The sequence below is a fragment of the Ensifer sp. ENS02 genome, from assembly GCF_014851885.1.
In the GTDB taxonomy this organism is placed as follows: Bacteria; Pseudomonadota; Alphaproteobacteria; order Rhizobiales; family Rhizobiaceae; genus Ensifer; species Ensifer adhaerens.
This window is the reverse complement of sequence record NZ_JACVAO010000001.1, coordinates 111,587-124,735: the sequence shown is the minus strand read 5'-3', so window position 1 is coordinate 124,735 and position 13,149 is coordinate 111,587. Positions and strand designations below refer to the sequence as shown.

The 13,149-nt window shown below is 64.0% G+C and carries 13 protein-coding genes and 1 riboswitch; of the genes, 5 read left to right on the top strand and 8 right to left on the bottom strand.

The window, feature by feature from the left end:
- Window positions 1-143 precede the first annotated feature (143 nt).
- From IB262_RS00625 to IB262_RS00605, 5 genes are all read left to right on the top strand, one after another.
- Complete coding sequence (locus IB262_RS00625) at window positions 144-1,250, top strand: ABC transporter substrate-binding protein (RefSeq protein ID WP_034792275.1); 1,107 nt, start codon at window positions 144-146, stop codon at window positions 1,248-1,250.
- Window positions 1,251-1,433: 183 nt separating this feature from the next.
- Window positions 1,434-2,315: an ABC transporter permease subunit gene (locus tag IB262_RS00620; RefSeq protein WP_034792273.1), complete on the top strand. Its 882-nt coding sequence runs from the start codon at window positions 1,434-1,436 to the stop codon at window positions 2,313-2,315.
- Window positions 2,312-3,094, top strand: coding sequence for an ABC transporter permease (locus IB262_RS00615; RefSeq protein ID WP_034792271.1), 783 nt, complete (start codon window positions 2,312-2,314; stop codon window positions 3,092-3,094). Before IB262_RS00620 ends, IB262_RS00615 begins: the two co-directional genes overlap by 4 nt.
- A gap of 11 nt (window positions 3,095-3,105) precedes the next feature.
- Window positions 3,106-4,167, top strand: a complete 1,062-nt coding sequence (locus tag IB262_RS00610; RefSeq protein WP_034792269.1) for an ABC transporter ATP-binding protein — start codon at window positions 3,106-3,108, stop codon at window positions 4,165-4,167.
- Between the two features lie 123 nt (window positions 4,168-4,290).
- Window positions 4,291-4,440, top strand: a riboswitch (FMN riboswitch).
- A 92-nt stretch (window positions 4,441-4,532) separates the two neighbouring features.
- Window positions 4,533-5,006 (top strand): 6,7-dimethyl-8-ribityllumazine synthase, encoded by a 474-nt coding sequence (locus IB262_RS00605; RefSeq protein ID WP_060515900.1) that lies wholly within the window; start codon window positions 4,533-4,535, stop codon window positions 5,004-5,006.
- 380 nt (window positions 5,007-5,386) lie between these two features.
- Here the strand turns inward: IB262_RS00605 and IB262_RS00600 are convergent, their stop codons facing one another.
- The 8 genes from IB262_RS00600 to IB262_RS00565 form a co-directional block, all read right to left on the bottom strand.
- Entirely contained in the window at window positions 5,387-6,670 is a 1,284-nt protein-coding gene (locus IB262_RS00600) for a low temperature requirement protein A (protein WP_112974949.1), read from the bottom strand.
- 210 nt (window positions 6,671-6,880) lie between these two features.
- Entirely contained in the window at window positions 6,881-7,324 is a 444-nt protein-coding gene (locus tag IB262_RS00595) for an RpiB/LacA/LacB family sugar-phosphate isomerase (protein WP_034792218.1), read from the bottom strand.
- A 41-nt stretch (window positions 7,325-7,365) separates the two neighbouring features.
- A complete protein-coding gene (locus IB262_RS00590) occupies window positions 7,366-8,133 on the bottom strand; it encodes a triose-phosphate isomerase (protein WP_060605567.1) in 768 nt (255 codons plus the stop codon).
- A complete protein-coding gene (locus IB262_RS00585; RefSeq protein ID WP_112974990.1) occupies window positions 8,130-8,909 on the bottom strand; it encodes a DeoR/GlpR family DNA-binding transcription regulator in 780 nt (259 codons plus the stop codon). The genes IB262_RS00590 and IB262_RS00585 overlap by 4 nt, the downstream gene beginning before the upstream one ends.
- A gap of 100 nt (window positions 8,910-9,009) precedes the next feature.
- Complete coding sequence (locus IB262_RS00580) at window positions 9,010-9,948, bottom strand: TIM barrel protein (RefSeq protein WP_112771129.1); 939 nt, start codon at window positions 9,946-9,948, stop codon at window positions 9,010-9,012.
- Between the two features lie 14 nt (window positions 9,949-9,962).
- Window positions 9,963-10,814 carry a TIGR01459 family HAD-type hydrolase gene (locus IB262_RS00575; protein ID WP_210333207.1) on the bottom strand — a complete coding sequence of 284 codons (852 nt, stop codon included), beginning with the start codon at window positions 10,812-10,814 and terminating at the stop codon, window positions 9,963-9,965.
- A complete protein-coding gene (locus IB262_RS00570) occupies window positions 10,811-12,097 on the bottom strand; it encodes an FGGY-family carbohydrate kinase (RefSeq protein ID WP_060515896.1) in 1,287 nt (428 codons plus the stop codon). The genes IB262_RS00575 and IB262_RS00570 overlap by 4 nt, the downstream gene beginning before the upstream one ends.
- The gene (locus IB262_RS00565) at window positions 12,094-13,146 is read right to left on the bottom strand and encodes a class II aldolase/adducin family protein (protein WP_112771131.1); all 1,053 of its coding nucleotides are present in this window, start codon (window positions 13,144-13,146) and stop codon (window positions 12,094-12,096) included. The genes IB262_RS00570 and IB262_RS00565 overlap by 4 nt, the downstream gene beginning before the upstream one ends.
- Window positions 13,147-13,149: the final 3 nt, after the last annotated feature.

The window sequence follows — 13,149 nt, the reverse complement described above, 5'->3', positions numbered from 1 at the left end:
CAAAAAAGAAATGTTCTTCCAACGACATACGCGGCGCGAACGGATAAACCCCTGTCACATTACTTTCATCGCATCTCTTTAACAGCTTCGCCGAAATCGACTGAAACCCCACGAATTTGACTAAACCCATAAGGAGAACTCCAGTGATTTCAAAAACCCAACGCCTGCTTTCGCTCTCCACCGCCATTTTCCTGGCGACGACGGCAATCGCCGCTGCCGAACCGAGCGCCGAGCTCATCGAAGCCGCCAAGAAGGAAGGCATGCTGACGACCGTCGCCCTGCCCCACGACTGGTGCGGCTACGGCGACGTCATCGCCTCCTTCAAGGCCAAGTATCCGGAAATCCAGGTCAACGAACTGAACCCGGACGCAGGCTCGGCCGACGAAGTCGAAGCCGTCAAGGCCAACAAGGACAACAAGGGCCCGCAGGCTCCTGACGTCGTCGACGTCGGTCTCGCCTTCGGCCCGCAGATGAAGGCCGAAGGGCTGCTGCAGCCCTACAAGGTCTCCACCTGGGACGAGATCCCGGACAGCGTCAAGGACGCCGAAGGCTACTGGTACGGCGACTACTACGGCGTCATGTCCTTCCTCGTGAACAAGGACCTCGTCCAGAACGCACCGAAGGACTGGGCTGATCTGCTGAAGCCGGAATATGCCGGCCAGGTTGCTCTCGCCGGTGACCCGCGCGCCTCGAACCAGGCGATCCTCGGCGTTCTCGCCGCTGGCCTCGCCAAGGGTGCAAAGTCCGGCAAGGAAGCCGGTGAAGCTGGTCTCGGCTACTTCGCCGAACTGAACAAGGCCGGCAACTTCGTTCCGGTTATCGGCAAGTCGGGCACGCTCGCCCAGGGCTCGACCCCGATCGTCGTTGCCTGGGACTACAACGCGCTCGGCTGGGCAAAGACGCTCAACGGCAACCCGCCGACCGAAGTCGTCGTTCCGGCCAGCGGCGTTCTCGCCGGCGTCTACGTTCAGGGCATCTCCGCCTACGCGCCGCACCCGAACGCAGCGAAGCTGTGGATGGAGCACCTCTACTCCGACGAAGGTCAGCTCGGCTGGCTCAAGGGCTTCTGCCACCCGACCCGCTTCAACGCCATGGTCAAGGCCGGCAAGGTTCCGCAGGAGCTGATCGACGCCCTGCCGCCGGCAGCCGCTTACGAGAAGGCCTACTTCCCGACGCTCGAAGAAGTCGACGCCAACAAGGCTGCCGTCACCGGCGGCTGGGATTCCGTCGTCGGCGCGAACGTTCAGTAAGCCTTTCCACAGACATGTCGCCCCGACCGGTTTTCCGGTCGGGGCGCATAGGTTATTCGTAAGAAATTCAAGTCCTTGGAGCGAGATCTGGGAGCCGTGCGCGGCTTCGTCGGTTTCCCGCTTCTTGCTTGCAACAATCGATAACGCCCGCGTGGAAAACGCGGCTTCAGGGGCGCGAACGGAATGTCATCTGCTAAACCCGACGCCAGCCCGCCGGCGCGTCGCCTACCGCTTCACTGGCTGGGCATTCTTCCCTTTGCCGCCTTCGTGACGCTGTTCCTGCTTTTGCCGACGATGAAGATCGTGGTCGGCGCGTTTCAGACGCCCGATGGCAGCTTCACGCTCGACAACATCCGCGGCCTGTTCACGCCCTCGATCCTGGCTGCCTACTGGATCTCCATCAAGATCAGCATCGCCTCGGCGCTTCTCGGCTGCCTGATTGGCTTTGCCATGGCGTCCGCCATCGTCTTCGGCGGCTTGCCGAAGGGGATCCGCGGACCGCTCCTGACCTTCTCCGGCGTCGCCTCCAACTTCGCCGGCGTGCCGCTCGCCTTTGCCTTTCTCGCGACGCTTGGACCTGTCGGCATCGTCACTGTCTTCCTGCGCTCGAACTTCGGGCTCGACCTCCGGATGCTCGGCTTCAACCTGCTGTCCTTCTGGGGGCTGACGGTCACCTATCTGTTCTTCCAGATCCCGCTGATGATCCTGATCATCACGCCGGCACTCGACGGCCTGAAGCGTGAATGGCGCGAGGCCGCCGAGATCCTCGGCGCCACCGGCCTGCAATACTGGCGCATGGTCGCCTTCCCGATCCTGCTTCCGTCGCTGCTCGGCACGCTGGCGCTGCTGTTCGCCAATGCCTTCGGCGCCGTTGCGACCGCGATCGCACTCACCGGCTCGTCGCTCTCGATCGTGCCGATCCTGCTCTTTGCCCAGATCCGCGGCGACGTGCTCGGCAACCCGCATCTCGGTTACGCGCTCGCCTTCGGCATGATCGTCGTCACCGGTATCGCCAACGCGATCTACATCTGGCTGCGCAGCCGCAGCGAAAGGTGGCTGAAATGAAGAAGATCTGGGCCTGGGGAGCCCTCGTTTTCGGCCTCCTCTATTTCACCCTGCCGCTCATCGGCATGACCAACTTCTCCTTGAAGATGCGCCGCGGCGAATACTCCTTCGACGCTTACCAGAAGGTCTTCGCCGACCCGCGCTTCCAGGAGACCTTCACCTATTCGGTGCTGCAGGCCTTGTTCACCATCCTCTTCGGTGTTCTGCTCGTCGTGCCGACAGCCTATTGGGTCCGCCTCAAGCTGCCGCGGCTGCGCCCCGTCATCGAGTTCATCACGCTGCTGCCGCTGGTCATCCCAGCGATCGTCATCGTCTTCGGCTACATCCGGCTTTACAACACCTCGAGCTGGCTGCCGTTGACGGGCTCGCTCACCGGCACCAACATCCTCCTGATGTTCGGCTATGCGACGCTTGCGCTACCCTACATGTACCGCGCGGTCGACACCGGCCTTCGCACCATCGACGTCGCCACCTTGACCGAGGCCGCCCAAAGCCTCGGCGCCGGATGGACGACGATCCTTGCCAAGATCATTCTGCCGAACGTGCTCGTCGCCGTGCTCTCGGGCGCCTTCCTGACCTTTGCCATCGTCATCGGCGAGTTCACCATGGCTGCCTTGCTCAACCGCCCGGCTTTCGGCCCCTACATGCAGCTCCTGGGCGCCAACCGCGCCTATGAACCGGCCGCACTCGCCGTCATTGCATTCGGCATCACCTGGGGCTGCCTCGGCCTCATCCAGCTCGTCTCGCGCTTTCAAAAAAGCGCGCCTCCTAAGGCCTGAGGACCGCACCCATGAGTTTCCTGTCACTCACCAGCATCAAGAAGTCCTTCGGCCCGGTTCACGTCGTGCACGATTTCAACATGGACATCGAAAAGGGCGAGTTCGTCTCGTTCCTCGGGCCATCGGGCTGCGGCAAGACCACGGTCCTGCGCATGATCGCCGGCTTCGAAAGCCCTACCAGCGGCAAGATCGTCATCAACGGCCGCGACCAGAACTCGCTGAAGCCCAACCAGCGCAACATCGGCATGGTGTTCCAGGCCTATGCGCTGTTTCCCAACATGAACGTGCATGACAACGTCGCCTTCGGCCTCAAGGTTGCAGGTACAGACAAGTCGGAGATCGACGCGAGGGTGAAGCAGATGCTCGGGCTGATCAAGCTCGAGCACCTGGCGGACCGCTTCCCCTACCAGCTCTCCGGCGGCCAGCAGCAGCGCGTTGCGCTTGCCCGCGCCATTGCGGTCAAGCCGCAGGTGCTGCTGCTCGACGAGCCGCTGTCGGCGCTCGACGCCAAGATCCGCGTGTCGCTGCGCGAGGAAATCCGGCAGATCCAGCAACAGCTCGGCATCACCACCGTGTTCGTGACCCATGACCAGGAAGAAGCGCTGTCGATCTCCGATCGCATCGTCGTCATGAATGCCGGCCGCGCCGACCAGATCGGCACCCCCTTCGAGATCTACAACACGCCGTCAACGCGTTTCGTCGCCTCCTTCGTCGGCACGCTCAGCATCATCGAAGGCAAGGTCGCGGACCCGGCCGCGGGTGCCGTCACGATCGGCAACCAGCAGATCGCGCTGAAGGATCCGATTGCCGGCATGAAGGGCGGCGACAGCATTTCGCTGGCGCTTCGTCCCGAAGCGGGCTCGATCGCCGAGGGCGCCACGGGCGACACGTCGCTTGCGGGCGAGGTCGTCTCGACGAGCTTCCTCGGCTCGGTCATCCGCACGCGCCTTCGCGTCGGCGGCGACGTCATCTCCTTCGACATGTTCAACAATCCGGGTGTGGCCCCGCCCGTTTCCGGCGACAACGTCACGCTGCGCTTTGCCGCCAAGGACCTCTTGGTCATCCGCGAGTAAGCGGATCGAAAGCCATCGGAACGATTTCTTCCGATGGCTCCAAACACTGGAAAAATCTGTCGTGATTTCCGGCATTTTCGTCGCACCGTGCGTTTGACCGCGCGCGGTCGCGCTATATAGTCGCGTTGTTCTCAGGGCGGGGTGAAATTCCCCACCGGCGGTAGCGGCCGAAAGGCCGAAGCCCGCGAGCGCCTCAGGGTTTCACCCTGGGGGTCAGCAGATCCGGTCAGATTCCGGAGCCGACGGTCACAGTCCGGATGGAAGAGAGCAAGCAGCAACGTGGGCCCCCGCGACGGGACCTCGCGCGCATGCATGTTCGCCCGACGGGATCATTGGAAACGCCAAACCCTGAAAGGCTTGAGACCATGACCATTCTTTCCCACCCCGCCGCCAAGATCGCGATCGTTCGTGCCCGCTGGCATGCCGATATCGTCGACCGCTGCGTCGATGCCTTCGTCACGCAATGGACGAAGCTTGGCGGCTCGGCAGCCGACGTCGAGATCTTCGACGTGCCCGGCGCGCTCGAGATCCCGCTGCATGCGCAGACGCTGGCCAAGACCGGCCGCTATGCCGCGATCCTCGGCACCGCCTTCGTCGTCGACGGCGGCATCTACCGCCACGATTTCGTCGCCGGCACCGTGCTCGACGGCATGATGCGCGTGCAACTCGACACCAATGTGCCGGTGCTTTCCGCCGTACTGACGCCGCACAATTTCCAGGAAAGCGAACCGCTGATCGCCTTCTTCCGCGAGCACTTCGTTACCAAGGGTACGGAGGCGGCCAACGCCTGCGCCCAGATCCTCGACGCCCGCGCCAAGCTGGCGCTGGTCAACGCCTGATCGGCGAAATGCGGTTGAGGTTGGCTCGCCCCTCATCCGCCCGGTGAAGGCTTGCCCCTCATCCGCCCGGTGAGGGGAATGCCCCTCATCCGGCCTGCCGGCCACCTTCTCCCCGCGGGCGGGGAGAAGGACACAAGCGGCACCCTTGTCGCGCAAACTCTGTCCCCGGGGCTACCGAGAACGGCCTTCCACCCGGGTCCATCACAAATTCCGAGGCAGCTCGCGTTCTCGTTCCCTCTCCCCGCCTGCGGGGAGAAGGTTAGCGTGAGGGGGCAGCGGCAGGGGCGAACAGCGCCGAACGCTCCACTTGAATCAACCTCTGAACCACCTGAATCGGCTCACCAGCTTGAGCCGGCAACGCACTGTTTCGGCTCGCAAAATCAATGCGCACCCTCGTTCTTGCGCAGGCTGCGATCCAGTGCCGCCACGCGGTGCCGGTGCCCCGCCACCTCGTAGCCGACGATAGTGACGACGGGCGCGAGCATCAGGATGATCAGGCACTTGGCCATGTCGAGCCCGGCCATGGCCGCGACCACTGACGCGGCCAGCACCACTGCCGTGCCCGCGAGCAGCCAGAGATGCAACCGCTCCACCTGCTGCACAAGATAGACGTACATCGCATAGAGCAGCCCGATGTAGCACGCGACGGGCACCGCAACGGTCAGCACCGTTGCGACCGAGCCGATATGCGCCTTGTGCTCGATGTAATAGGCCGCCACATGCAGGCCGGCGCCAGTCGCGACGATCGAGGCGAAGATCGGCATGTGGCCGTAGCCCCAGACGAAGGAGCGTTTTTGACGGTGCCGGTGCAGGATCTCGGCGCTCGGCAGCAGAAAATAGATCCACCACATGCCGAAGGTGAGCCCCGTACCGGCGAGGCAGACGAGCGCGACATCGAGGTTCCAGCCCTGCCCTTCGACCACGGCGGAGATTGAGGCGACCGTGCCGACCACCCCTTCCCCAAGCGCAATGATCGCGAGCAGCCCGTAGCGCTCGGCGATGTGATGGGCATGCCAGGGCGTTCCGCCGTAGCGCATCTCGGCGACATAGGGGCCGAGCATCTCGATCGCCGTCAGCCCCACGACCATGACGAAGGTCACCAGCAGCGAGAAATCGAAGAAGATCAGAACGACCCAGCCGAGCTGGGCGAGGCTGATTGCTTTGACATAGGCCATGCAGGCATCCCGTCGGGCCGGGTCCTGCCGGCTGGCGCGCAGCCATTGGAAGAGCATTGCCACCCGCATGACGACATAGCCGAGCACCATGATGCCGTTGTCGAGATGCTCACCCTTGTCGATCGACTCGAACATCGGCGGCAGGCCGATCGCAAGGATCAGCACGCCGACCATCTGCACCATGGTGACGATGCGGAAGACCCAGTCGTCCGTGTCGTAGGCGGAGGCAAACCAGCTGAAATTGATCCAGGCCCAGCAGATGGAGAAGGTCGCAAGCGCGAAGCCGAAGAGGCCGGAAAAGAAGTGCCCTTCGGCCAGGAAATGAGCAAGCTGCGAAGCGGCGAGGCTGAAGGCGATGACGAAGGTCAGGTCGAACAAGAGTTCGAGCGTCGTCGCCGTCCTGTGATGTTCATGCGTGTCGCGGCCGCTCATGCGCGCCACATGGTGGTGCGCGCTTTGATGCGGCTCGGTCGGGGTGGTTTCACTCATGCGGCGACGCCCTTCAATTGACGATCCGCAAGAATATTCAAATATTTGCAGAAGCCTCGTCAAGGCGAAGCGGGAGACCGGACATGAAAACGCCCGGCATCGCTGCCGGGCGTGTCGTCACGATGCCTGAGGGAGGATCAACGGCATCGCGAGATAAGGTAGGCGTTGAACCGGGAACCGGATGCAGACGGTAAGCCGCCGCCCCTTTCCTCAACCGGCTCTTGCAGCATCCAGGCGATTGATCGCCTCGACATTGCCGGCCGAAGAGCCGTTCGGGTCGAACTCGGACGCGAGCCAGGTGTCGACGATCGACTTTGCCAGCTCCGGACCGATGACGCGGGCGCCCATGGTGATGATCTGGGCGTTGTTCGACTTGGCGGCCCGCTCGGCCGAATAGGTGTCGTGCGTCAGCGCCGCGCGGATGCCCGGCACCTTGTTGGCCGAGATGCATACACCGATGCCGGTACCGCAGAACAGGATGCCGCGGTCATGCTTGCCCTCGACAACCTGCTGCGCCAGGTTCTGTGCGAGGTCCGCATAGAAGCCGGACTGGCTGAGATCCACGACTTCCACGTCGCTGCGGCCACCGAGATGGGCGGCTATGACATCCAGCAGGGGCTTGCCGGCGCTGTCGGCTCCGATTGCAATCTTCATGATTGTTCCTTTCGTTCTTCTTGAGCTGCAACGGCCGGGGCTCAGATCGCCTTGGCGACACGCTGCAGAATGTCGAGATAGCCAGTGACGTCCCAGGCGGAGCGGCCGATGAAGAGGCCGTCGATATGCGCCTGGGTGATCAGTTCTTCGCAATTGCCGGGGTTGACGCTGCCGCCGTAGAGCACCGGCACGCGACGGCCGAGGGCGGCTTCCGCCACCTCTGCGATGCGCTTGTGGCGCTCGTCGGCATAGTCAGCCGTCGCCGGAATGCCGTTGACGCCGATCGCCCAGACCGGCTCGTAGGCCAGCAGGATCGTCGCCTTCTTCGCCGCGCCTTCGAGAAGTGCCAGCGCGCCTTCGACCTGGCGCTTCAGCACCTGATCGGCCTCGCCCGCTTCGCGCTCGGAAAGCGTCTCGCCGATGCAGATCAGCGGCACCAGACCATGGCGCACGGCGGCTGCCGTCTTCAGGCCGACGGTGCGGTCGGTCTCGCCGAAATGCTCGCGCCGCTCGCTGTGGCCGAGCTCGACCACATCGAGGTTGCAATCCGCAAGCATCGGCGGCGACACCTCGCCGGTCCAGGCGCCGGCATCGTCCCAATGCATGTTCTGCGCGCCGACCTTGACGCTGGTGCCGGAAAGTCGCGCCTTGACCTCACGCACCGCCGTGAACGGCGGAATGACAAAGCGCTGGATCCGCTCGTCCCGTGATGCGTCGGCAGCCGCCAGGCCGTCGGCAAAGACCATCGCCTCGGCAAGCGTCTTGTTCATCTTCCAGCTGGTGCCGACCCAAAGGCCTGACTTGCTCATGCTTTCTCCTTGAGATTGTCGATCCTGACCAGCCGGATGCCTGCCTCTTCGAGCGGTGCGGCATGTACGGCCGAAACTTCAGCGCCGGTCAGCACCGCGTCGAAGGAATCGAGCCCGGTCAGGAAATGGAGCGCAGAGCGCCCGAATTTGTCGTGGTCTACTAAGAGGTATTTGCGCTTGGCCGCCTTCACCATCAGGCGCTTGGCCTGCACCACCTCCTGGTCCTGGTGGAAGGCCGTGGTGCCTTCGATGGCAGAACTCGAGAGAAAGGCGATATCGACGCGCAGCGACCGCAGCGCCTCGTCGGTGACGATGCCGAAGAAGCCGTTGAACTTCTTGTTGTATTGGCCGCCGAGCGCGATGACGTTGATGCCCGCAGCACCTGAGAGGCTGGTGATCACGCCGAGATTGTTGGTGATGACCGTCAGCGGCCGGATGTCGCGGATGCAATCGGCGATCGCGCCGGTGGTCGAACTGTCGTCGATGAGGATGCTCTGCCCCGGCTCGATCAGGCTCGCCGCATGTTCGGCGATCCGCCGCTTTTCGGAGATGGCGATCTTTTCGCGGTAGCGGAAATCGCTTTCGAATTGCGGGCTCGACTGGATCGAGGCGCCGCCATGGACCTTGCGCAAGAGGCCCGCTTGCTCGAGGTCGTCGAGGTCGCGATGCACTGTCATCTTGCTGACGCCGAAGCGCAAGGAGAGGTCTTCGACGGAGGCCGTTCCGGCCTCCATCAGCACATCCATGATCGCCTGTCGCCTGTCTTCCGGCTTCATCATCTCGGTCCCGATCCCGCGCAGCCTCGACCACGCTCACCGTGAGAAGATAACACCTATTTGTGATATTTCAATTTATCTAACGTGATTTTGTGATCTTTCAGTGTGATTTTTCTGTGCGATTGAAGCCCGTATCGATATGTGGCTCCCAGAATTCGACCGACTCCCGGATCATCTCGACGACGTTGTGGTCCGTCGGCTCGCGTTCGCGGAAGGAAAGCTCCAGGCAGATCTCGTTGTCGGTGCCGCCACCGGCCTTGACCGCGCCGATCAGCTTCTCCGGCGTGATGCGGCCGTCGCGGTTATAGGCGGCGGTGAACGGCCAATGACCGCCCTTGTTCATCGAGGATTGCTTGATGTGGATGATCGGCGAGCGCGCAGGGAACGCCGCCGCCCAGGCATAGGGATCGATGTCGTTGGGGTTGTCGGAGGTGACGTCGCCGTGGTCGATATCGACCATCATCTTCATCGGGATCGGCAAATGGGCTTCGGCGAGCCGCCGGTCGAGCGCACGGCATTCCTCGATCGTGTGGCCGAACTCGCGCCCGACCGACATCGGCTCCCAGAAGACATAGGAGAGCCCCGCCGCCTTGCCGTGCTCGGCAACTTCGCGCCAGCAATCGATGGCGATCCGCATCATCGCCTCGCGCCGCGACGGGTCGTCGTAATCGCGAAGCGTGAAGATCGCGAACTGCGTGCCCATGCCCGAGGCGCCAAGTTCGGCGGAGATATCGGCGAAGGTCTTGAACCAGTCGACATAGTAGCGCCTGACATCCGGGTCCGGATGGCCGAAATGATTGAGCCGACCATAGGGGCCGGTCATGCCGGAGGTGATCTTCACCCCGGTACGGTCGAGCGCCCGACGAAACTGCCTGACGGTCTTGGCGATCGTTGCCGCCGGCCAGCCGGGATTGACGAACTCGTGGGTGAGCTGGACGTAGCCGATGCGGATCTTCTCGGCGATCGTGTCGATCAGGTCGTCAGGCTCGGCGAAGCGGTTGACCAGCGGATTGGTGTTGAGCGACAGCGTGAAGGCCACGACCTTACTCCCGGCTACCAGAGAAATTTCGGAAGGATGAAATCGAGGTTGGCGCCGTGTTCGGCAAAGAGCTTGCGGCGCTCCGCGTCCGAGGCGCGCTCCAGGATCCCCGTCGTCACCAGTATCGAGTGAAGTCCCGCGCTCGCGGCACCGGCAATGTCATGCTCGATGCTGTCGCCGATCGCGCAGACACGCGTCGGATTCGGATGGCCGAGGAATTCCAGCGCGGCTGCATAGATGTCGGCAAAGGGCTTGCCGATCCAGCGCACACTGCCGCCAAGCTCTTCGTAGAGCTCGGCGATACGCCCGGCGCCGAAGGCGGTACCTTCCTTGGTCAGCATCACCTTGTCCGGATTGGTGCAGAGGCAGGGCACGCCGCGTCTGGCGGCCGGCGCCAAAAGCGCCTCGTAGTGGGAAAGCGGATGGACATCGCCCTCGCTCGCGGCGAGCAGCACGAAATCGGCATCGGCACCACTGGTCGTGCGTTCGAGGTCTAACCCCGTCAGCGGCGAGAGGTCACCGTCGCGACTGATCAGCAGGCACTTGCGCCGCCTACCGGCGGCACCCTCGCCTTCCCGCCTGAGAATCTGCCAGGCGACCTCGCCCGAGGTCAGGAACCAATCCCAGCTCCCCGCGACGAAACCGAGATCGACGAGGCGACGGTCGTTTTCCGCCGAGCGCTTGCCGGAATTCGAGAGGATGATGATGCGCTTTCCCGCATCCTTCAGCTTGACCAGCGTTTCGGCCGCACCCGGATAGGGCCCGCGGCCATCGCGCAGCACGCCGAACTGATCGATCAGGAAGGCGTCGTAGCGATCGGCAATCTCGCCAAGTCTCGCGATCGCAGTCGTTTGAGCAAACGTCACAGCACACCAGCCTTTCTGGCACCGGCCAGCGCCAGCCGTGCCGTGCCGGCCGCCGCCTCCTCGGACAGGACGGGCAGGAACGGCACGCCGAGCTTGCGCGCCCGGATCGCGCTCCAGACCGCGTTCTTGGCGCCGCCGCCGACACTGCGAAGCGATCGGAGCCCCGGTCCGCCAAGCGACGCCAGCCGCTGATAGGCGAGGCTCTCGACGCCGGCGATGCCCTCGAAGATTGCCTTGAGGAAGGTCGCGTCATCGGCCGGCCGCGGGCTCATGCGCGGGGCGAAATCCGGATCGGCGATTGGGAAGCGCTCGCCGGGCTTCACCAGCGGATAATAATCGAGCCCGGTGTCGACGGCCGGATCGATCCCGGCCGAAAGTGCAGCGATCCGCTCCGGCGAGAAATGCTCGGCCAGCACCACCCCGCCCGTATTGGACGCCCCGCCGGCGAGCCACATCTCGCCGATGCGGTGACTGTAGAGCCCGTATTCCGGCGCAAACAGCGGACGCTCGGACAGCATCTTCACCGTCAGCGTCGTGCCGAGCGCGCTGACGCCGTCGCCCGGTCGATCGGCGCCAGTGGCGAGAAACGAGGCGCATCCGTCCGTGGTGCCGGCAACGACCACCACCTCGCTTGAAAGCCCGAAGGCTTCGGCCGCTTCCGGCGAGATCGTCGCGACCGGCGCACCGGCCGGCAGCACATCCGGCAGCAGTTCGACGCGGGCGCCGGTCTTTTCCATCCAATCGGGCCAGGACCGCGACACGGGATCGTAGCCGGTTTTCAGCGCATTGTTCTCGTCGGAGACATCGTAGAGCCCGGTGAAATGCCCGGCCAGCCAATCGGCCTGATGGATCACCCGGAACACGCCCGGCACAGTCTGGAAAGCGAGAAGCTTGGCAAGGCCGGATGTGGCGCCATGGGCCGCACTTTCGCGCGGCGCATGGGCAGAGACCGCATCGAGCGGTGCGCGGTCGGCAACCGGGTCGTTGTACATCATAGGCGTTGCCAACGGCGCGCCCGCATGATCGACCGGCAGCATCGTGCCCGATGTACCGTCGATCGAAAGTGCAACGACCTTCTGCCTGTCGGTACCCCCAAGCGCTTCTTCGAGCGCCGCCTGCACGGCCTTCCACCAGCCGATTGGATCGCGGTGATCCGCAGAAAAAACCGAGAGCTTCGCTGCACCCGATGCAACGACCGTGCCGTCCGCCACCATCGCGACCGCACGGGCGCCAGAGGTGCCAAGGTCGATGCCGACGACCAGCTTGCGATTGTCGCCGCTCATTGCAGCACCTGTCCGGCGCGGTTGAGCTGCTGGCGGTATTTCTCGGCGTCCCAGCCGAGAAGCTCGGCATTCTCTGCCTCCGTCAGGTAGCGAAGCCGTGCGTCCGCCGGAATGCGTGCTGTCACGTCGGCAAGGCACCGCGCCATGGCGAAGGCACCGGCAGAAATCTCCTTCTGCACGAGCACGCCCTTGCCCGGGAAGAGCAGCAAGGGCGGCAGGCTGTCGCCGGTCGCACGCCGCTTCGTCTCGATCGAAAGCGCGGTCTCGCCGGGCGCGGCCACCGCCACCCCCTTGCCGAGGAAGATGACATGATCGGGATAGAGACTGCCGCCGGCAGCAAGCCGGCAACTGTCGAGATCGGCGGCGACCGAATGCAGGGCAATGTCCTCCGGCAGCCGGTAATCGCTGTCGACCGCAAGCCGACCGAGCGACGCGAGATCGGCGGCCAGCGCCTGCCGACGCGTGCCGGTCAGGCGGCGGGTAATGTCGGTGAGCAGGATCGCCGCGTCGACCACGGTTTCAGCGGCGACGACCAGGCCGTGATTGCCGAGGATCAGAACCGACGTGTTGTCCTGCATCCGCTCAGCGATCGCTCTTGCAAGCGGCAGGCCCGGGCGGGCATAGGGCACGAAAACATGGGGGTAGCCGGCAAGCCGCTCAGCAGTGATCGCCGCACCGTTGGTCTGCACCGCCGTCGCGATCGTCTCGACGCAGTGCACATGCACCACCACCTTCTGCGGCATCAGCGCATGCACGGTGGTTTCGATCGAGGGGCGCAGGCCCGAAGGGTTGCGCTCGGTTATCACGAAATCCTGCGCCTTCTCGGTTGCCGGGTCGTTCGCTTCCAGCGCATTGAGCAAGGGCTCGAGCGCCACCGGCACCATGACGTCGCGCTGGCGCGCATGCGCCAGCCACAGGCCCGAGGCCTTGATCCAGAGCGTACCGCCCTCCTTGATCGAGGTATTGCCGCCCGCCCCCTGCACCAGCAGCGGATCCGCCCCGACGCGGGCCGAAAGATCGAGAAGCGCTTCGAATTCCAGACTTCGCATCCG

Coding starts and splice junctions, on each gene's coding strand:
- IB262_RS00615 (WP_034792271.1), top strand. CDS start 2,312: ATGAAGAAGATCTGGGCCTGGGGAGCCCTCGTTTTCGGCCTCCTCTAT.
- IB262_RS00605 (WP_060515900.1), top strand. CDS start 4,533: ATGACCATTCTTTCCCACCCCGCCGCCAAGATCGCGATCGTTCGTGCC.
- IB262_RS00565 (WP_112771131.1), bottom strand. CDS start 13,146: ATGCGAAGTCTGGAATTCGAAGCGCTTCTCGATCTTTCGGCCCGCGTC.
- IB262_RS00620 (WP_034792273.1), top strand. CDS start 1,434: ATGTCATCTGCTAAACCCGACGCCAGCCCGCCGGCGCGTCGCCTACCG.
- IB262_RS00600 (WP_112974949.1), bottom strand. CDS start 6,670: ATGAGTGAAACCACCCCGACCGAGCCGCATCAAAGCGCGCACCACCAT.
- IB262_RS00595 (WP_034792218.1), bottom strand. CDS start 7,324: ATGAAGATTGCAATCGGAGCCGACAGCGCCGGCAAGCCCCTGCTGGAT.
- IB262_RS00610 (WP_034792269.1), top strand. CDS start 3,106: ATGAGTTTCCTGTCACTCACCAGCATCAAGAAGTCCTTCGGCCCGGTT.
- IB262_RS00570 (WP_060515896.1), bottom strand. CDS start 12,097: ATGAGCGGCGACAATCGCAAGCTGGTCGTCGGCATCGACCTTGGCACC.
- IB262_RS00590 (WP_060605567.1), bottom strand. CDS start 8,133: ATGAGCAAGTCAGGCCTTTGGGTCGGCACCAGCTGGAAGATGAACAAG.
- IB262_RS00585 (WP_112974990.1), bottom strand. CDS start 8,909: ATGAAGCCGGAAGACAGGCGACAGGCGATCATGGATGTGCTGATGGAG.